13 protein-coding genes, 1 tRNA gene and 1 pseudogene are annotated in these 18578 nt (G+C 62.5%); 8 read left to right on the plus strand and 7 right to left on the minus strand.

Going from position 1 to position 18578, the window contains the following annotated elements; translation table 11 throughout:
• The first annotated feature begins 52 nt into the window (after positions 1-52).
• Complete coding sequence (smc, locus tag RNA01_RS05680) at positions 53-3520, plus strand: chromosome segregation protein SMC (RefSeq protein WP_147178997.1); 3468 nt, start codon at positions 53-55, stop codon at positions 3518-3520.
• 65 nt (positions 3521-3585) lie between these two features.
• On the opposite strand, the gene RNA01_RS05685 is transcribed toward smc, so the two are convergent.
• The gene (locus RNA01_RS05685; RefSeq protein ID WP_210245734.1) at positions 3586-4494 is read right to left on the minus strand and encodes a GGDEF domain-containing protein; all 909 of its coding nucleotides are present in this window, start codon (positions 4492-4494) and stop codon (positions 3586-3588) included.
• Between the two features lie 383 nt (positions 4495-4877).
• Here RNA01_RS05685 and RNA01_RS05690 point away from each other — a divergent pair, with 383 nt between their 5' ends.
• Both RNA01_RS05690 and ppdK read left to right on the plus strand, forming a co-directional pair.
• Positions 4878-5321, plus strand: a complete 444-nt coding sequence (locus RNA01_RS05690) for an Ivy family c-type lysozyme inhibitor (RefSeq protein ID WP_147178999.1) — start codon at positions 4878-4880, stop codon at positions 5319-5321.
• Between the two features lie 147 nt (positions 5322-5468).
• A complete protein-coding gene (gene ppdK, locus RNA01_RS05695) occupies positions 5469-8147 on the plus strand; it encodes a pyruvate, phosphate dikinase (protein ID WP_147179000.1) in 2679 nt (892 codons plus the stop codon).
• An 18-nt stretch (positions 8148-8165) separates the two neighbouring features.
• Here ppdK and RNA01_RS05700 read toward each other — a convergent pair whose 3' ends face one another.
• Positions 8166-8498 (minus strand): hypothetical protein, encoded by a 333-nt coding sequence (locus RNA01_RS05700; RefSeq protein ID WP_147179001.1) that lies wholly within the window; start codon positions 8496-8498, stop codon positions 8166-8168.
• A 120-nt stretch (positions 8499-8618) separates the two neighbouring features.
• Here RNA01_RS05700 and RNA01_RS05705 point away from each other — a divergent pair, with 120 nt between their 5' ends.
• On the plus strand, positions 8619-9638 hold the full coding sequence (locus RNA01_RS05705; RefSeq protein WP_147179002.1) for a hypothetical protein: 1020 nt from the start codon (positions 8619-8621) through the stop codon (positions 9636-9638).
• A gap of 120 nt (positions 9639-9758) precedes the next feature.
• Positions 9759-10673, plus strand: a complete 915-nt coding sequence (locus RNA01_RS05710) for a DUF1499 domain-containing protein (protein ID WP_147179003.1) — start codon at positions 9759-9761, stop codon at positions 10671-10673.
• A 9-nt stretch (positions 10674-10682) separates the two neighbouring features.
• Here RNA01_RS05710 and RNA01_RS05715 read toward each other — a convergent pair whose 3' ends face one another.
• The 3 genes from RNA01_RS05715 to RNA01_RS05725 are packed head-to-tail and all read right to left on the minus strand — an operon-like array spanning position 10683 to position 12775.
• Positions 10683-11525 carry an alpha/beta hydrolase gene (locus RNA01_RS05715; protein ID WP_210245730.1) on the minus strand — a complete coding sequence of 281 codons (843 nt, stop codon included), beginning with the start codon at positions 11523-11525 and terminating at the stop codon, positions 10683-10685.
• Between the two features lie 27 nt (positions 11526-11552).
• Positions 11553-12482, minus strand: a complete 930-nt coding sequence (locus RNA01_RS05720) for an MBL fold metallo-hydrolase (protein WP_147179004.1) — start codon at positions 12480-12482, stop codon at positions 11553-11555.
• Positions 12479-12775, minus strand: a complete 297-nt coding sequence (locus tag RNA01_RS05725; RefSeq protein WP_147179005.1) for a cupin domain-containing protein — start codon at positions 12773-12775, stop codon at positions 12479-12481. Before RNA01_RS05725 ends, RNA01_RS05720 begins: the two co-directional genes overlap by 4 nt.
• Before the next feature lie 326 nt (positions 12776-13101).
• Between RNA01_RS05725 and RNA01_RS05730 the strand changes: the two genes are divergently transcribed.
• Positions 13102-13176, plus strand: a tRNA-Gln gene (locus RNA01_RS05730).
• Positions 13177-13571: 395 nt separating this feature from the next.
• Here the strand turns inward: RNA01_RS05730 and glgP are convergent.
• A complete protein-coding gene (glgP, locus tag RNA01_RS05735; protein ID WP_210245731.1) occupies positions 13572-16091 on the minus strand; it encodes an alpha-glucan family phosphorylase in 2520 nt (839 codons plus the stop codon).
• 189 nt (positions 16092-16280) lie between these two features.
• On the opposite strand from glgP, the pseudogene RNA01_RS24030 reads away from it, so the two are divergent.
• Positions 16281-16574 (plus strand): annotated as a pseudogene (locus RNA01_RS24030) (transposase); the annotation flags it as partial.
• Positions 16575-16696: 122 nt separating this feature from the next.
• On the opposite strand, the gene RNA01_RS05745 reads toward RNA01_RS24030, so the two are convergent.
• Positions 16697-17026 (minus strand): hypothetical protein, encoded by a 330-nt coding sequence (locus tag RNA01_RS05745; protein ID WP_147179008.1) that lies wholly within the window; start codon positions 17024-17026, stop codon positions 16697-16699.
• Between the two features lie 573 nt (positions 17027-17599).
• Between RNA01_RS05745 and RNA01_RS05750 the strand changes: the two genes are divergently transcribed.
• Positions 17600-18565, plus strand: coding sequence for a flagellin N-terminal helical domain-containing protein (locus tag RNA01_RS05750; RefSeq protein ID WP_147179009.1), 966 nt, complete (start codon positions 17600-17602; stop codon positions 18563-18565).
• Positions 18566-18578: the final 13 nt, after the last annotated feature.

Consider the following 18578-nt stretch of genomic DNA (forward strand, 5'->3'; position numbering starts at 1 on the left):
GCGGTCTAGCTGCCCACCTTCTGCCCGCTGGGGAGAAGAGGGGGCTTGCGGCATGAAGTTCAACCGTCTGCGTCTGCTCGGCTTCAAGTCCTTCGTCGAACCGAGCGAATTCATCATCGAACGTGGCCTGACTGGCGTCGTCGGGCCGAACGGCTGCGGCAAGTCGAATCTTGTCGAGGCGTTGCGCTGGGTGATGGGGGAAAACTCCTACAAGAACATGCGCGCGTCCGGCATGGACGACGTGATCTTCTCCGGCTCCGGCAATCGTCCCGCCCGCAACACGGCCGAGGTCGGTCTTTATCTCGACAATTCAGATCGCACCGCGCCCGCCGCCTTTAACGATGCCGATGAAATTCAGGTGACGCGCCGTATCGAGCGCGGCGAAGGCTCGGTCTATCGTATCAACGGCAAGGAAGCCCGCGCCAAGGATGTGCAGCTGCTGTTCGCCGATGCCTCGACCGGCGCCCGATCGCCCTCGATGGTTGGCCAGGGCCGCATCGGCGAGCTGATCCAGGCCAAGCCCCAGGCGCGCCGCCAGTTGCTCGAAGAGGCCGCCGGGATTTCCGGCCTGCACTCTCGTCGCCACGAGGCCGAGCTTCGCCTGCGGGCCGCCGAAACCAATCTCGAACGGCTGGAGGACATCACCGCCCAGCTCGAAACACAGATCGAAAGCCTGAAGCGCCAGGCCCGCCAGGCCAACCGCTTCAAGATGCTGTCCGCCGACATCCGGGCGCATGAGGCCATGCTGTTGCACATCCGCTGGAGCCAGGCCAAGCAGGCTGAAGGCGAGGCGGAGAGCGCACTGAACCAGGCGACCTCGATTGTCGCGGAGAAGGCGCAGGCCCAGATGGAGGCGGCGAAGGCGCAAGGCATCGCCAGCCTCAAGATGCCGGAACTGCGCGAGGAGGAGGCGCGTTGCGCGGCTGCCTTGCAACGCCTGCAGATCGCCCGCACCCAGCTTGACGAGGAAGCTGGCCGGCTCTTGCGCCGCCGCGATGAACTCACCCGCCGCCTTGCCCAGCTTGGCGAGGACATCCGCCGTGAGGAGCGTCTCGTCGCCGACAATGCCGAGGTGCTGGAGCGGCTGACGGCGGAGGAAGCCGAACTCGAGGACATCCTTGCCGATTCCGGCCGTTATGGCGAAGAGGCGCGCGTCACCTTCGAGGCGGCCACCGCGACGCTTGCCGACAGCGAGAAGCGTTTCACCGCGCTGACGTCGGAGCGCGCCGAAGCGGCAGCCGGCCGTAACCAGCTGGAACGGCTGATTCGTGATCTCGCCGACCGCCGCCAGCGGCTCGAACGCCAGGTGGCGGAGGCGAACGGTGAGCTGGAGCAGATCTCCACCCGGATCGCGGCACTGCCCGATCCGGAAGAAAAACGCGAGATGGTCGAGGCCGCCGAACAGGCGCTCGCCGATGCCGAGGCGATAACCGCAGAAGTCGAAGGCAGCCTCGCCGAGGCCCGCCGGGCCGAAGGCCTGACGCGCGCGCCGCTCGATGCCGCCCGCTCGAAGCTCAATGCGCTCGAAACCGAAGCGCGCACCATCGCCCGCATGCTGGCCTCTGCCGTATCTGGCGATTTCTCGCCGGTCGCCGAGGAACTCACCGTCGATCGCGGCTTTGAGACCGCCGTGGGCGCAGCACTGGGCGACGATCTCGATAGCCCGCTTGACGCAGAGGCCCCCGCCCATTGGATGCTCAACGGCGATGGATCGAGCGATCCGGCGCTGCCGGCTGGCGTCGACGTCCTTCTCTCCCATGTGGAGGCGCCTGCCGCTCTCACCCGCCGGCTCCGCCAGATCGGTGTGGTGGCCGATGCGGCGGCCGCGCTGTCACTGATGCCCCGGCTGCTGCCCGGCCAGCGCCTCCTCACCCGCGAAGGCGCGGTCTATCGTTGGGACGGCCATGTCAGGGGTTCGGAAGCGCCGAGTGCGGCCGCTCTTCGTCTTGCCCAGAAGAACCGCCTGTCGGAGATCGAAGCGGAAGTCGAGGAGGCGCAATACGCGCTTGCCGATGCCGAGGAGCGGCTGGCCGAAGCGCTCGATGCGATTCGTCTCGAAGAGACCCGGCTGGCCGAGGCGCGCGACAGGCAGCGTCTGTGCGTTCGCCAGCTTGCCGAATCGCGCGAGGCGCTGACCCAGGCCGAGCGCGCCTCGGGCGACCTGATCCGCCGCCGTGTCGTCATCGAAGAGGCGGTGAATGGTCTGAAAGGCCAGATCGAGGAAGCGCTCGAACAGGAGGAAAACGCCCGCATCGAGATCGAGGAAACGCCCGATCTTTCCGCGCTCGATGCCAAGTTGCGCGAGGCCGAGGCGGAGGTCGCGACCGATCGCGGCCGTGTGGCCGAAGCCCGGGCCCGTTTCGAGGGATTGGCCCGCGAGGACGAAAGTCGCCGCCGCCGCATTCTCGCGATCCGTCAGGAGCGTTCGACCTGGCAGACGCGGGCACGAAGCGCCGAGGAGCATATCGCCACGCTACGCGACCGCATGGCCGAGGCCGAGGACGAAATGATCGGGCTGGAAATGGCGCCCGACGAGGTTGAGGAAAAACGCCGCGCCTTGATGAACGAGCTGGAGAAGGCGGAAAGCGCACGGCGCGCCGCCGCCGATCGGTTGGTCGAGGCCGAAAGCCGCCAGCGCGAGGTCGACCAGAAGGCCGCCGCCGCCTTGTCCGAACTGGCCGAAAGCCGCGAAAAGCGCGGCCGCGCCGAGGAAAGACTGGTCTCCGCCCGCGACTGGCGCAAAGAGGCCGAGACCCGCATCCACGAGGCGCTGGCTGTGCCGCCGCACGAGGCCTTCCGCCTGACCGGCCTCAAGGACCCGTCGGAAATTCCGGATTTGCGCGAAGTCGAGCGCGACCTCGACCGTCTGCGCATCGAGCGCGAACGCCTCGGCGCTGTCAACCTGCGCGCCGACGAGGAGCAGAAGGAACTGTCGGAGCGGCTCGCCGCGCTGATCAAGGAGCGCGACGACATCATCGACGCGATCAAGAAGTTGCGCGGCGCGATCCAAAGCCTCAACCGCGAGGGCCGCGAACGCCTGATCGCCGCCTTCGACGTGGTCAACGCCCAGTTCCAGCGGCTTTTCACCCACCTGTTCAATGGCGGCACCGCCGAGTTGCAGCTGATCGAGAGCGATGATCCGCTGGAGGCCGGCCTCGAAATCCTGGCCCGCCCGCCGGGCAAGAAGCCGCAGACCATGACACTGCTGTCGGGCGGCGAGCAGGCGCTGACCGCCATGGCGTTGATCTTCGCGGTCTTCCTCACCAACCCCGCGCCGATCTGCGTTCTGGACGAGGTGGACGCCCCGCTCGACGACCACAATGTCGAGCGCTACTGCAATCTTATGGACGAAATGGCGGCTTCGACGGAGACGCGCTTCGTCGTCATCACCCACAATCCCATCACCATGGCCCGCATGAACCGCCTGTTCGGCGTCACCATGGCCGAGCAGGGCGTATCCCAGCTCGTTTCGGTCGACCTGCAGACAGCGGAAGCGTTGCGCGAACGGGACGCTGTCTAGAATGTTCCAATTTGACCAGGAAACACCTGCGCTTCAAATCAGGTCATGACTGTTGAGATTGGCCGTCAAGCCGCCAGTATCAGGCAGTCGCGACCTTCGTTCTTGGCCTGATAGAGCGCCTGATCGGCGCGCGAATAGGCGGACTGTGGCGTATCATCGGCTCTGATTTGGGTGAGCCCGGCCGAAAAAGTGTAGGTGAATTCCGGATCGTCTGGAATCGGACGACGCTTATGGATAGCCGCGAATACCCGCTCGATGATTGTCTTGGCGTGGATGATCGAAGTATCCGGCATGATGAGCATGAACTCCTCGCCGCCGATGCGGCCAAAACCGTCACGTAACCGGATGGTTTGCTGGACCGTGCGGGCGAAATCGACGAGAACCAGATCGCCGGCCTGATGTCCAAAGCGATCGTTGATCTGCTTGAAAAAATCGAGATCGAAGAGGCAGAGGCAGCCGCCGCGCGATTGCGAAACATGGGCTCCGTTCAGCAGGTTCTCCAGCATGAACCACATGTGGCGGCGGTTGGAGATATCGGTCAGCTCATCGGTTTGGGAGGCACGGGTGGCGAAGTCGCGCAACTGTCGCAGTTCACGCTCCTCCGTCCTCAACTCGGTAATGTCGGTTGCGATATAGAGCATCCAGCCATCCGGCAGGATCGTTTCGACGACCCACAACCAGCGGCCGTCTATCAGATCGGCCTCGAAGGCCCGACGCTGCAGCTTGCCGCGTCGCGCAATGGCCGAAGCGAGCCAGGCATCTATATCGGGATGGGTGATGATAGCGCCACGTCCCAATTGCCAGTTACGCCGCATTAAATCCGACCACAAGGGCGTTTCGTCCGGCTCCACGTAATAGCTGGCGCGAAAGGCGGCATTGGCATAGCGCAGCCGATCGTCTGGATCATAGACGGCAACCAGGGCCGCTGATTGCTCGTGCAACTCAGCCAGTTTTTGGGAAACTTGCTCCGTCAACACCTTCAGCCGATTCCTATCGTCTCATTCGCTCAAGTGGTGAATATGCGCCGAAACGATGAAATATGAATAAATTGCGGAATTTGAGTGCATGAATTCCTGCGATGAGCGTGACCGGAGCCGTTGCCGACCGGAGGTGGCCGACGTTACGACAAGATCTTCCGTCAGGCAAATGTGCTTGCGTCGAGTGCTGCTTGCTCATCTGTTCGATGGTCGTCATCGACAGCTCTCCCCTCTGACGGCGGCAGGACTGCGGCGTGGCTTGCCGCTCTCCTCTTGGTGAGATTGCGCCTTTTGCCGATTGCGGTCTTCACAATGGCCGGGCTTCGCGAAAGGATGGGGCAATTCGTCATGTCCGAATCGATGCGGGAGAAATAAATTCCATGAGCAAAGGGAAACTGCGAAGGGTCGCCGCGTCGGTCTTTCTGCTTTGCCTCTGTCTGACGGCCATCCCCTTTTCCATCGCGGCGGGCGCTGAGCTTTCCCTGTCCGGCAATTTCCTCCCCGCCGTCGTTGCCGGCTCCAAGCCCCATCGGGAGGCGCTGACCGGTCTTATCCACGGCAAGCGCGGCCTTCCCTCCTGGGTGCGCAATATGGTGAGTCGTGACCGATATGTGGCGCTTGCCTCGAAGCGGGTGGAGGTCGAGGACAAGCCGATGCAGCTCTTTTCCGCCTGCCAGCCTGGCAATTGCCCGGCAAGCGCGGTCCGCCTGCTCTATTCCAAGGACGGCAAGCGGGCGGTGATGCGGATCTCCGACATGAAGCTCGGCACGGTCGTGCTCGGATCGCCGACCCCTGCCGAAGCGGCTGTCCTGGCCGCTGAATGAGCTTCGGGGCTTTGAGCAAGCCTTTTGGTATGCGTTCTCCGTCGCAATTATGATGCGATGCAACATAATCCTGTGTACGCGGCGTTTTCATTCCGTCACATATGCTGTAAACCATCGAAAAATAGCCTGTTCGGGTGGAGATGAGGCATGACGAAATGGGTTTACACCTTCGGCGACGGAGCTGCTGAGGGGAGTGCGGCCGACCGCAATTTTCTGGGTGGCAAGGGCGCCAATCTCGCCGAGATGGCGAGTCTCGGTCTTCCGGTGCCCCCCGGCCTGACCATCGTCACCGATGCCTGCACTTTCTATTACCAGAACGGCCGCAGCCTGCCGGACGACCTGAAGGCTCAGGTGCTTGACGGCATCAAGGCCATGGAGGCGGTGACCGGTCGTGGCTTTGGCGACACCAGTTTGCCGCTTCTGCTCTCGGTCCGCTCCGGTGCCCGTACCTCGATGCCGGGCATGATGGATACCGTCCTCAATCTCGGCCTCAACGACCAGACCGTCGAGGCGCTCGGTCATAATGCCGGCGACGCGCGCTTCGCCTGGGACAGCTATCGCCGCTTCATCCAGATGTATGCCGATGTCGTCATGGGCATCGACCACGAGGTCTTCGCGGAAATTCTCGAGGACGAGAAGGCCCGGTTCGGCCACGAACTCGATACGGATCTTTCGGCGGTCGAGTGGCAGCATGTGACCGGCCTCTACAAGGAGGTGATCGAGGAATCGCTCGGCGAACCCTTCCCGCAGGACCCGCATGTCCAGCTCTGGGGGGCGATCGGCGCAGTTTTCGCCAGCTGGATGAATCCGCGCGCTGTCACTTACCGCCATCTTCACGCCATTCCCGCCGAATGGGGCACTGCCGTCACCGTGCAGGCCATGGTCTTCGGGAATCTGGGTTCGACCTCGGCAACCGGCGTCGCCTTCACCCGCAACCCCTCGACCGGGGAAAAGGCGCTCTACGGCGAATTCCTGGTCAATGCGCAAGGCGAGGACGTCGTCGCCGGCATCCGCACGCCCCAATCGATCACCGAGGCCGCGCGCATCGACAGCGGGTCCGACAAGCCGTCGCTGGAAAAGGTCATGCCTGAGGCCTTCGCCGAATTCGGCCGCATCTGCGACCGGCTGGAAGCGCACTATCGTGACATGCAGGATCTCGAATTCACCATCGAGCGCGGCAAGCTGTGGATGCTGCAGGCCCGCTCGGGCAAGCGCACCACCAAGGCGGCGATGAAGATCGCCGTCGACATGGTCGCCGAAGGGGTGATCACGCAGGAGGAGGCGGTGCTGCGCATCGACCCGTCCTCGCTCGACCAGCTTCTGCACCCGACCATCGACCCGAAGGTCGAGCGCCATATCATCGGTTCCGGCCTGCCGGCCTCGCCGGGGGCGGCGACCGGCGCCATCGTCTTCACCGCCGAAGAAGCGGTGATCGCTGCGGAGGAGGGCCGCAAGGTCATTCTCGTGCGCGTCGAGACGAGTCCTGAGGACATTCACGGCATGCATGCCGCCGAGGGCATTCTGACCACCCGCGGCGGCATGACCAGCCACGCCGCAGTGGTCGCGCGCGGCATGGGCATCCCCTGTGTCGCCGGTGCCGGCACCATGCGCGTCGATCTGAGGAACGAACTGCTGGTCGGCATGGGCGTCACGCTGGGAAAGGGTGCGGTCATCACCATCGACGGTTCCTCCGGCCAGGTGCTGAAGGGCGAGGTTCCCATGCTCCAGCCGGAGCTTTCCGGCGATTTCGCCCAGTTGATGCAATGGGCCGACAAGGCCCGTCGCATGACGGTGCGCACCAATGCCGATACGCCGGTCGATGCGCGCGCGGCGCGCTCTTTCGGCGCCGAGGGTATCGGTCTTTGCCGCACCGAGCATATGTTCTTCGAGGGTGACCGCATTCAGGTGATGCGCGAGATGATCCTGGCCGAGGATGAAGCGGGACGCCGTGTCGCTCTCGACAAGCTATTGCCGATGCAGCGTTCCGACTTCACCGAGCTCTTCGCCATCATGCATGGTCTGCCGGTGACGATCCGCCTGCTCGACCCGCCGCTGCACGAATTCCTGCCGAAGACGGAAGAAGAAATCGCCGAAGTCGCGAGCGCCATGGGTATGGAGGCGCAGCTTCTCAGCCAGCGGGTGGATGCCCTGCACGAGTTCAATCCCATGCTCGGCCATCGCGGCTGCCGCCTTGCCATCTCCTACCCGGAGATCGCCGAAATGCAGGCCCGCGCCATCTTCGAGGCTGCGGTCGCCGCCGCCCGCGAGACCGGTGCCGCCGTTGTGCCCGAGATCATGGTGCCGCTGGTCGGCCTGAAAGCCGAGCTCGATTACGTCAAGGCGCTGATCGACAAGGTGGCCAAGGCGGTCATGACCGAGGCCGGACTGGATATTTCCTATCTCGTGGGCACGATGATCGAGCTGCCGCGCGCCGCCCTTCGCGCCCATGTCATCGCCGAGGCCGCCGAATTCTTCTCCTTCGGCACCAACGATTTGACCCAGACCACCTTTGGCATTTCGCGCGACGACGCCTCGGCCTTCATTCCGACTTACCAGCGCAAGGGCATCATCGAACAGGACCCCTTCATCTCGCTCGATTTCGACGGTGTCGGGGAACTGATCCGCATCGCCGCCGAGCGCGGCCGCAAGACCCGGCCCGACATGAAGCTCGGCATCTGCGGCGAGCACGGCGGCGATCCGGCCTCGATCCATTTCTGTGAAAGCGCCAACCTCGACTATGTCTCCTGCTCGCCCTTCCGCGTGCCGATCGCGAGACTGTCGGCGGCGCAGGCGGCGATCGGCAGTGCGGCCAAGGTCGATCACTGAGACCTGACACGCGGTTTGTTAGCCCGGCACCGCCGGCACCTCGCGCCGCAGGTCCGGCTCGTCATGAATGAAGGTGATCTGTAACGTCGCCATGCGCTCGGCCGCCGGATCGGAGGGAGCCGGTTCGGCTGCTGGTTCGTCGACCACAATGCCGCCATCGCGCAGCGCCGCGATGAGGGCAGGGCAGGCGCCGGCCGCAAGCGTCAGGCGAATGGTATTCATCATGTTGGAATACATCCGCACGTCGTCGATCCATCCGCCGAGCGTGTTCACGGTGTCGAAGACGAAACGCGTCGCATCCCTGCGTTCGCGTCGCGTGATGGCGGAAAGCATCAAGATCGGCACCATCATTTGCCAGCCCTATGTCATTGGTTCGCCGGGATTGTCGCGCGTATTGATGACAAAGCAAGCGGTTTGTGGAATAGCCGGTTCCAGCCTTTCAAGCGAGACAACAGGAATACCGGACCGCCAATGAGCAAGCGCCGCCCGCCGCACCGAACCCGTCCTCGCACCAGAGTGAGGGCCGATGGCAGCGTTGCCAGTGCCTCGCGCGCGCGTCCTGGAGACGCATCGCCGGACACCAAGGGGAAAGCTGACGCGACGGGCAAGGCCGGGGTCAGTGCGGCAGTATCATCCGCCAGAACTGGCCAGCCACCGGTTCCAGCCGGCAGCCGGCTGGATTTTCGCGCCATCTTGGCCGGGACTTCGTTCCGCCGCTCGCTCTGGCCGCTCGGTGCCGGGGCGTTCGCCCTTCTCTTGTCGCAGGGTATTCCGCACGAATACGGTTTCCTTGAGCTCGGCGGCCTGTTCACGCTCTCGGTCTATGATCTCGTGCTTGCCATGCTGGGCCTCTCGCTCGGCGCGGCCGTGGCTGAGACGAGGCGCGATCTCGTCGCCATCGTCTGCACCTTTTTCGGCGTGCTGGTCGTCATGCTCACCTTTTTCGATGCGATTTTCGGCGTGATCCTTGCCTCGCCGCTCGGCGAGGTGCTTTACCTGATCGCGCCGGCGGCTGTGATGCTGACCGGGGCCTCGCTTTGGCTTTCCGGGCGGTTTCGCCAATGGGCTGTGCTGCTCGCCGCAGCGGTTGTCGCTTTTTCCTTCTCACTCTTCGTTGGTCTCGATGACCTCGGCGTCGGTCTGCTCGATTTCGCCGCCGGCACGGTCGTGAGCGCGCTCTGGCTGATTCTCGCACCCGCTCTCGTGCTGCGCCAGTTCTGCGGCCCCTGGCTGACGATCCCGTCGCGCATCGTCGGCAGCTGGCTGATTGTCATCGGTATTATTGTGCTGGCCTCGCTCTATGTGCCCATGCCACTCAAGGGCACCACGCTGCCCGATCCGTCCCAGCCCGACGGCGGCGCGATCGAGTTGCAGATCCCCGAGGATGGCTCTGCGCCGATGCTGAATGGCGAAACGCTGGATCTGGATGGTGGCACCGGACAGCTGGCGCCTGAGGATCCGCAGGCGCCAGTGATACCGGACAAGCCTTGATCGCTGCCGCCCGGCGACGGCGACCGCCGCCTTCTCGTCCCGCTTGTCGCTCTCGCGGCCAGACGGTAAACAGGTGGGGACTGCTTCGCTCGCCCTCCCGCCAGATCCGGTGTCGCCCTGATGACCATCCGCTACGACAGACCCGTTTCGCGCTCGGCCTTCCTGGCTCGGCGGCTCGGGCTCCTTGGCGCCGGAATGATGGTGGTGGTTGTGCTTGGCCATCGCTTCGGGCCACTGACCACACCGGATTTCGTTGCGCTGGTGGCTATATCCGCCGTACCTGCGGCGCTTGCCTTGCCGCTGGCGCTGCTCGGCTTGGCTCGTCTGTGGCAGATCGGCGCGCTTGGCGGGGTGGCCGCCGCCTGGGCGCTGTTCTACGCGACGCTGCCGCTTGGCCTCGTCGGCTGGGCCACCTGGCGCTATCTTGATCGGCCGCCGATCTATGACGTCTCGAGCGACCTCGTCGATCCGCCGCAGTGGCTTCGGACGCCGGCCGCCAGACAGCAATGGATGGAGCGGCCGGAGATCTCCCCGGCGAGCCGCCACGCGCAGATGCTCGCCTATCCGGGATTGACGGGCCATCGCTACGAAGGCGCACTCGACCGTGTCTATGAAGCGGTGCGCAAGGTGGTTGATGAAAGCGGACTGACCGTCGTCGCCGAGCGCGGACAGGAGTTCGCCGTGCCGGAATTTCAGCCGCTTACGCCGGCAAGATCCGAAGGGGGGCGGACCGATCCCAATGCCGTGCCGGAGAGTGTGCCCGTGCCGCAGCCGCGCCCCGAACCGCAGCCTGTCGGGCCAGCCGCGCCTCCAGAGCCGATTGGAACGGTGCGCCTGCAGGCGATGACGCGCACCTTCGCCCTGGGCCTGCCCTTCGATGTTGTCATCCGTCTGCGCGAGGAGGCCGAGACGACGCTGGTCGATGTGCGCGTGGCCAGCCGCTACGGCCCGCATGATCTCGGCATCGGCGACGAAATCGCCGAGCACTTCATGCATACGCTCGATGCCGAACTTCTCGGCATTGCCGGCGACTGACCGGCGGGTTCATAGATTCTCGTCGAGGAAGTCGGCAATGTCGGCGGAGGGGGCGTCGCCGGGCGTTCCGATCTTGCGGTTGAGATCGCGATGGTTCGCGCCCTCGACCGGTATGACGTGCGCCGGCGTGCCGGCGGCGACGAGGGCCTGAGCAAGGCCCATCGCCTGGATGCAGGCATCCTCACGGCGCACGGCGCAATGCAGCAGGAAGGCCCTCGCGTTGGGCGCGGCTGCATGGGCGGTCGGTGAGAGCCGGTTCTGGCGTTGCGGATCATCGCCGAACGCCTTGCGGTAGAGCCGCCTCATCAGCGTTCCCGCCATGTCGATCTGTCGGGGAATATCGTAGGCAGCACCGTCAAGCAGCGAAACCGCTCGGATTGCGGTGAGTGGCACGTTGGCGGTCCCCAGATAGACCGGGTCGGTCGCCACCAGCGCCGCCAGATGGGCGCCGGCGGAATGGCCGACCAGGGCGATGCGCCCGGGGTCAACGCCAAGCGAAGGGGCCTTGGCCCGCAGGAAAGCCAAGGCCGTCGCGACGTCGGTTGCCTCTTGCTCCACCCCGACCTCCGGCAAGAGGCGATAATTTATGGCGGCGAAGGCATAGCCGAGCGCGTGGAAATAAGCAGCCTTGTCGCCCGTTGCTGTCGCCTTGTCGCCGCCCTGCCAGGCGCCGCCGTGGATGAAGACGACGAGCGGCGCCAGTGCTGAGCCAGGTTCTGCCGCATAGAAGTCGAGCTGTTGGGCGTGGTCATTGCCATAGGCTATGACCTGCGGGCGGTCGGCGGCGAGGGCGAGGGCGGGAAGCAGAAGACCAAGCAGGAGGAGGGCGGGACGGACAGTGTGGCGCATCATGATCGTTTCTCCTCGCTCGTCTGAGTTTTAGCCGATCCGGTAGACGCCGGAAAGCCGCGCCGGGCCGTCGGTCGTCACCTCACCCTTTTCCACCAGGTCTTCCAGATGCGCGAGCACGGAGAGACCTGCCGCGCCATGCAGGCGTGGATCGGTGCTGGCATAGATGGCCCTGACCATGTCGGGGATCAGTCGGTCGCCGGCACGGATACGCTCCAGAACGGCGCGCTCTCGCATCCGTCGGTGGGTGCGCAGTCCGCGCAGGAAGGCGGCCGGATCGTTGACCGGTCCGCCATGGCCGGGAAAATAAACCTGATCGTCGCGCTGAAGCAGTCGCTCCAGCGAGGCCATGTAGTCTCCCATGGCGCCGTCCGGAGGCGCGACGATCGTGGTCGCCCAGGCCATGACATGGTCGGCGGAAAAGACGACGCCGCGGTCGTCCAGCGCGAAAGCGGCGTGGTTCGCCGTATGTCCCGGCGTCAGGATGGTGGTAAGCCGCCAGCCGTCACCTTCGATCACGTCGCCGTCGGCCAGTGCGACGTCGGGGACGAAGTCGAGATCGGAACTTTCGGCGAAGGGATTGGCCTCGCCCTCGTGCAACGGCCGGGTCGGGCGATAGGGGCCCTCGGCGACGATCGTCGCGCCCGTTTCGGCCTTCAGCCGGCGGGCCAGCGGCGAATGGTCCTTGTGGGTATGGCTGACGGCGATATGCGTGACCTCGCGTCCGGCAAGGGCCGCCATCAGCGCCTGGAAATGCGCCTCGTCCTCAGGCCCCGGATCGATCACGCAGACGGAGCGGTCGCCGACGATATAGCTGTTGGTTCCGTGAAAGGTGAAGGGGCCGGGATTGTTGACCGTGATGCGCTGGACATGCTCGGCGACCGTCACCGCCTCGCCATGGGCGGGCTGGAACGAAAGATCGAATTCCGGTGGTTCCGGCGTTTCGCGCGGCTCGCTCATTTATATTCGATCTCGATGAAGGTCATCGGCTTCTTGCCGCCGTTGATGACATTGTGCTCAACGCCGGCGTCGCGGCGATAGACGTCGCCGACCGGTCTCTTCAGCCGATGCTCGCCGGTCGCGTCTTCGACGAGGAACTCGCATTCCGTCATCGTCACGACGACATAGCCCATACCATGCACATGATGGCCGGTCGCCGCGCCGGGCTCGAAATCCCAGCGCGTCACGCGCACCATCTGGTCGTCGATCAGCACAGTCGGAATGGCGGGCGGGCGGGCTGAATATCCGGGCATGGCGGCAGATCCTTTTGCAGCGCGAGACTCGCCGTCAGGTATCGCACCGCAAAAGGGTCGTCGTAAAGGGGCGTATGTGTCTGGCTATGGAGTGTCTTTTCCTATGTCGGGTTGATTGGCAGAGGATGCAAAGGGAAATGGGCAAATCCCCTGATCGTCCCTCCGCTCGCTTCGATTGGTAGGGCATGCGTGGCTTCTACCGGTACGAACGGTTGAAGAGGCGGATGTCCAGCCCACAAAAAATCCGTCGAAGGGTCATTGCCGCCCGGCCCGTCCTTTGCTAATCAGGCCACCAACCGCCGGCGACCATGCGTCGCCGCGCATGGTGGGGCGTCGCCAAGCGGTAAGGCACCGGTTTTTGGTATCGGCATTCCCAGGTTCGAATCCTGGCGCCCCAGCCACGTTCTTCGTTTCAAGCCAAGAATCAAGGTTTTCCGGTGTTTCCACTTAGCCTGGACGCCGGATTCAGGCACTGTCATACAAAATTATCGTACGCGGCTGTCTTACATGGGGTCTCGCAAGGAAGGGCACGCCACGTCTCGCTCGGCCATCCTAATGGGAGTAGCATGGCAGCAAATTCGGCGCATCGTCACATGCGGTTCCGCCTACTGGTGGTGCGTTCATCTTTGCCGATCAAGACTGGCCTGTTTCGTCTGATCTCGACGAATTCAGGTCGTATATCGAAATTTGGCAAATAGCCGAAGATAGGCGCCCGAAATCCGTTCGCTGCAAAGTAAAAGCGATCCGGCAAAATCCACCATAGAGCGAATGGCCGACACGGATCGATCCCCGTGCCTCAGCGCTGCCAGAGAATATTGCCAGCTTCCAGGGGGATACGGGCAAAGCTATGGAAGGGAACGATACGCGGGGTGAAATCCGAAGCCGGCCTGCTTGCCGGCGCGGATGCGAGATAGAGGCTTACTCCACCGGACTGAGACAATGGTTGCTGCCTTGCCATAACCATTTTGAATGGGGGTTCGCTGGCCACTGCATCTGCATAGAGTTCCACATGGACGGCGTCTGGAGCGAGGTCGCCAAGGTAGACCTCGACTGAAAAGAGGTGCTCGTCGCCAGAAGAGATTGATCGTACATCTCCGAAATGGACATGCGGCCACTTTCTCGACAATTCAGCTCTCCAGCGACAAAGCGTGTGTGCAGTAGCCGTACCCGCTGTTTTTGCGCTACGGGCGGCGTAGCTTTCCGCTGCGGGCAGATAGAACATCTCGGTATAGTCTCGAACTGCACGGTTTGCTGAGAATTGTGGCGTCAGCCTGGCCATGCTTTCACGGATGCGCGCGATCCATCGCACAGGCATCCCTTGTTCATCTCGCTCGTAGAATTCTGGAACGATATCCTTTTCAAGGTGTTCATAAAGCTCGTCGGCCTCCCTCTCGTCGAGGTTGGGATCGCTTCCGTGTTCAGCGCCGTCCCCGATGGCCCAGCCGATGTCGGGCGAAAAGGCCTCCGCCCACCAGCCGTCGATTTCCGATAGATTGAGCCCACCGTTCGCGAGGACCTTCATGCCACTCGTTCCGCTGGCCTCCCACGGCCGCAGCGGCGTATTGACCCAGACATCAACGCCCTGAATCAGCCATTGCGCCTGCAGCATGTTGTAATCCCGCAAAAAGACCACGCTGGATCTCACGTCGGCGCGCCTGGCGAAATCGCTCCACAGCTTGATCAGGGCCTGCCCCTGAGTGTCCTGGGGATGCGCCTTGCCCGCCAGAATCAACTGGACCGGCCTTTTGTCGTTCGTGAGTATCCTCGCAAGCCGTTCCGGATCATGCAGCAATAGATTCGGACGCTTGTAGGTGGCAAATCGACGAGCAAACCCGAGAGTGAGAATGCTGGCGTCGAATATGCTCCGGGCTTCCTCGATGTCGCTCTCGCAGGCGCCGTCTTCGGCCAGCTGACGCGCATGACAGGCTCGCACCTTCTCGATCAGGTCCCTCCGCGATTCTGTGCGCAGATCCCACAGTTTGTCGGCACTCACCGCGCGAATCGCCGTGGCGAGCCCCGTCTGGTCGCCACACCATCGCCCCTTGCCGGTCGCTTCCGTCCATAGCGCGTCAGCAGCGGCAGAATCCCAGGTCGGCACATGCACCCCGTTGGTCACATGCCCGACCGGAACCTCGACAGCGGGCCAGTCTGGAAACAAGGGCTGAAATATCTTCTTGCTGACGTGTTCGTGGAGCGCGCTGACGGCATTGACCGCTCCGCTCGCGCGGACCGCGAGATAGGCCATATTGAAAGGTTCCGCTTTATCGCTGGCATCCCGTCTGCCAAGCGCCAGAAGTCCATCCACAGGAATGCCGAGATGATCCTCGGCATAGGACTTGAAGAATTTCGTCATTAGCTCCGGCGAGAAGCGGTCGAAGCCCGCAGTGACTGCCGTATGCGTTGTGAAAAGATTGCCGGCGCGCGTTGCCATCAGTGCCTCGGAAAAAGGCACGCCGTTTTCCTGCATGAAATAACGCGCCCGTTCAAGTGCCGCGAAAGCGGCATGCCCCTCATTGAGATGGCAGACCTGCGGATCAAGGCCTATGGCCCGCAGCAGCCGCCAGCCGCCAATACCGAGAACGATTTCCTGCTTGAGGCGTGTTTCCGGTCCGCCGCCATAGAGCTCACTGGTGATGCACCGGTGAGCAGGCGAATTGGCCGGATCGTTCATGTCCAGAAGGTAGAGTTTCGTTCGTCCGACCTGTACTTCCCAGGTCCGGGCCAGAAGCGTACAGCCGGGGAATTCAATCTCGAGCCGCAGCCATTCTCCGCTGGGTTCCCGCAAAGGCCTCAATGGCAGTTGTTCCGGCTCGTTGACTGGATATAGCGCCTCTTGCCAGCCATCGGGGCTGATTGTCTGGCGAAAATAGCCTTGAGCATACAGCAGCCCCACCCCGACAACCGGAACGCCGAGATCGCTTGCGGCCTTCAGTTGGTCCCCGGCCACATTGCCGAGCCCCCCGGAATAGATCGGAAGTGCCTCGTCAAGCATGAATTCCGCACTGAAATAGGCAACCGTACGCAGCGGTTCAGTTGGATGGGCACGCTGGAACCAGGCCGGTGACAGCCTCGTTTCGCGATGCTCAGCCAATATGTCATAAAGGGTTTTGGAGAATTCTTGCTCGGCGAGCAGTTCGCGTATCCGGTCGTGCGACACAGTGCGGAGTATCGCCCAGGGGTTGCGATTCAGGTCCCACATCTCCGCGTCGAGTTGCCGCCAGAGCACATCCTGCGAATGGTTCCACGACCACCGCAGGTCAAACGCCAATTCCCGCAGGGCGTCGAAACCTTCGTCGAACTCCGTTCTCTCTCTCACAGTCGTCGCCAATCCTATCAAGTGGATGACATCATGCGCCGCGTGTTCCGGTCAGGTTGACCTTATACTATAAATCCGGATTTCAGTATGCGTGGCTTCGTGAATATGCGACCCCAAGATCGAAACCCAATCAGCATATTGATATATTTGGATATTTCTGATCCGAAGTCTCGAACTGAGGCTTTGACGATGAAGAACGGGTTCTGGTTGAGCGATGAGCAGTGGTCGGTGATTGAACCTTTGCTGCCAAAGAACGCTGCTGGTGCACCTCGTGTCATCAGCGGCATCATCCATGTACTTCAGTCAGGCTGCCGATGGCAGGATTGTCCGTCACGTTATGGGCCGCCAACGACGATCTGCAATCACTTTCACCGATGGTCAGGCCGGCTTGTCTGGCACCGAATTCTGGCGGCCTTGAGCGCGGTGGATGAAACCGAATTCCAAGCGACCGACAGCACGAAGGCCAAGGCGCATCGCTCGGCAGTTCGCCCGCTCGGTGCCTGCTATGCTTCTTCTGAAGCCTATAGGCCTCTGGCATCCGCCGGCAAAAATAAACCCGCCGGTTTTACCCGGCGGGCCGAAAAAAACGGATCTATGCCGCCCGTTTATTCGTGAATGGTGTATTCGCCGAGTTCACACAGGTTCTGAGTGTCGGTGGTGGTCTCAAGATCGTCGCCCTGGAATTCGAAGCGCATGTCGTAGTCGCAAACGTCACGGCCGTCGGCGATGGTGATCTCCATGCTTTCGCCTGGCTCGAGAACCTGCTGGCCGAAAATATCGTCCTCCCACTTGTCGACGCCAACCGGCGAGGCGTGGAAGTTATTGAGAACGGAGTTCGTTCCGTTCTTCAGGGTGAAGACCAGGTCCTCCGCCTGCGAAGCGCCGGCGGAAAGAACAAGCGTGGAAACAATCAGAGCAAGCTTAAGCTTTTGCATTTGAGACGATCCTTTGACACCCAATATCGGGCGACGCACATATGGCAGTGTAAGAACTGAATGCCAAATGAACATACCACGAAACTTCGTTTGTCTTGCTTCGCGCCTGTTGATAGGCGTGGGGTCAGCCCCGAAACCTTCACCGGCGGCCAGACAATCGTCGCATGGGTACGGTCGAAGGGCACTTCCATCACGGTGACCCGGCAGTCACGCGTGTCGCAGTCCTTGCAGCGAAAGGGCAGGCCGCGCAGATCGCGGCCATGGCGACGGAATGAAACAGAACCGCAAGGCGATCAGGGGGCTTGCTTCATTCCGCTTCCGCCTTGACGCCGCGAGCGGTCCGTATCCGCCGGATCGGTATGGATAATTTTCAGTAAATAGTATATCCTATAATATACTGAATTTTAACCATAAAAACATGCTGCGATAAGGCAAGTGTTAACCCTAATGCATGTATAACCGGCTTGCTTCCAGTTGGTAATGTGTTCGTGAAGTCTGTTGGTTCTGAGTATCTCTCGGGAGGGTGCCATCCACGGCGCCCTCCGCGAAAGAACAGTATTGCGTAGGTGTTTCATGCTGAGTTTTAACACGAATAATGGCGCTATTCTCGCGCTGGACGTCCTGCGGTCGACGCTGGGGAGCCGAGACGACACAATGGCCAGGGTGTCGAGCGGTCAGCGCATCGCCACCGCGGCCGATAACGCCGCCTACTGGTCGATCGCCACGACCATGCGGTCGGACAACAAGATGCTCTCCGCCGTCGATGACGCGCTCGGTCTCGCGGGCGGGATCGTCGACAGTGCCGCCAACGGCTTTTCCGCCGCTACGGACACGCTGGCGGAGTTTAAGAAGCTATTGATCATGGCCCGCGAGGCGGGGGTCGACAAGGGCAAGATCAATGTCGACCTTGATCAGTTGAAGGACGAACTGAAGAGCATTGCCGATTCGTCGAGCTTCGCCGCACAGAACTGGCTGAAGCGCACCGACGTCGCCGACGACATCGACCGCCAACTCGTCGGCTCCTTCCGGCGCGACGCCGACGGCGGAGTGAAAGTGACCGACATCACCTATGAGATTGCCGGAACGGCCGGTACCTCAAAGGTCAATTTTCTGATCGACGACCTGTCCGGCGACAGCGGGATCCTGACCGGATCTGGCTTCTCCACCGAACTTGGCACCTCAAAAGCCTGGGTCCTGTTCAATGGCGAGAACGGCGGCGCCCATGATGAGATCAGGCTGGACGAGACGACGACGGATGCCGAGATCAACGAGATGATCAGCGTCGTCGATGCCATGGCCGAGCGAACGATTGAAGTGGGCGCGACGTTGGGCGCGATCGGTACACGGGTCGAGATGCAGAGCGAATTCACCAAGGACTTGCAGGATGCGATCGAAACCGGCGTGGGTAAGATGGTCGATGCCGACCTGAATGCCGAAACAAGCCGTCTCAAGGCCCTTCAGACCCAGGAACAGCTCGGCATGCAGGCGTTGCAGATCGCCAACTCCAGCACCGACCGCTTCCTCGACTTACTGCTCTGACGCCTCACATCCT

Origin of the sequence: Paenirhizobium naphthalenivorans, assembly GCF_007992095.1 — a bacterium.
GTDB lineage: Bacteria > Pseudomonadota > Alphaproteobacteria > Rhizobiales > Rhizobiaceae > Allorhizobium > Allorhizobium naphthalenivorans.

Excerpts from the sequence above, each read along its gene's own strand:
- smc (WP_147178997.1), top strand. The coding sequence starts at position 53 with ATGAAGTTCAACCGTCTGCGTCTGCTCGGCTTCAAGTCCTTCGTCGAA.
- RNA01_RS05690 (WP_147178999.1), top strand. The coding sequence starts at position 4,878 with ATGAGCAAAGGGAAACTGCGAAGGGTCGCCGCGTCGGTCTTTCTGCTT.
- ppdK (WP_147179000.1), top strand. The coding sequence starts at position 5,469 with ATGACGAAATGGGTTTACACCTTCGGCGACGGAGCTGCTGAGGGGAGT.
- RNA01_RS05700 (WP_147179001.1), bottom strand. The coding sequence starts at position 8,498 with ATGATGGTGCCGATCTTGATGCTTTCCGCCATCACGCGACGCGAACGC.
- RNA01_RS05705 (WP_147179002.1), top strand. The coding sequence starts at position 8,619 with ATGAGCAAGCGCCGCCCGCCGCACCGAACCCGTCCTCGCACCAGAGTG.
- RNA01_RS05710 (WP_147179003.1), top strand. The coding sequence starts at position 9,759 with ATGACCATCCGCTACGACAGACCCGTTTCGCGCTCGGCCTTCCTGGCT.
- RNA01_RS05715 (WP_210245730.1), bottom strand. The coding sequence starts at position 11,525 with ATGATGCGCCACACTGTCCGTCCCGCCCTCCTCCTGCTTGGTCTTCTG.
- RNA01_RS05720 (WP_147179004.1), bottom strand. The coding sequence starts at position 12,482 with ATGAGCGAGCCGCGCGAAACGCCGGAACCACCGGAATTCGATCTTTCG.
- RNA01_RS05725 (WP_147179005.1), bottom strand. The coding sequence starts at position 12,775 with ATGCCCGGATATTCAGCCCGCCCGCCCGCCATTCCGACTGTGCTGATC.
- RNA01_RS05745 (WP_147179008.1), bottom strand. The coding sequence starts at position 17,026 with ATGCAAAAGCTTAAGCTTGCTCTGATTGTTTCCACGCTTGTTCTTTCC.
- RNA01_RS05750 (WP_147179009.1), top strand. The coding sequence starts at position 17,600 with ATGCTGAGTTTTAACACGAATAATGGCGCTATTCTCGCGCTGGACGTC.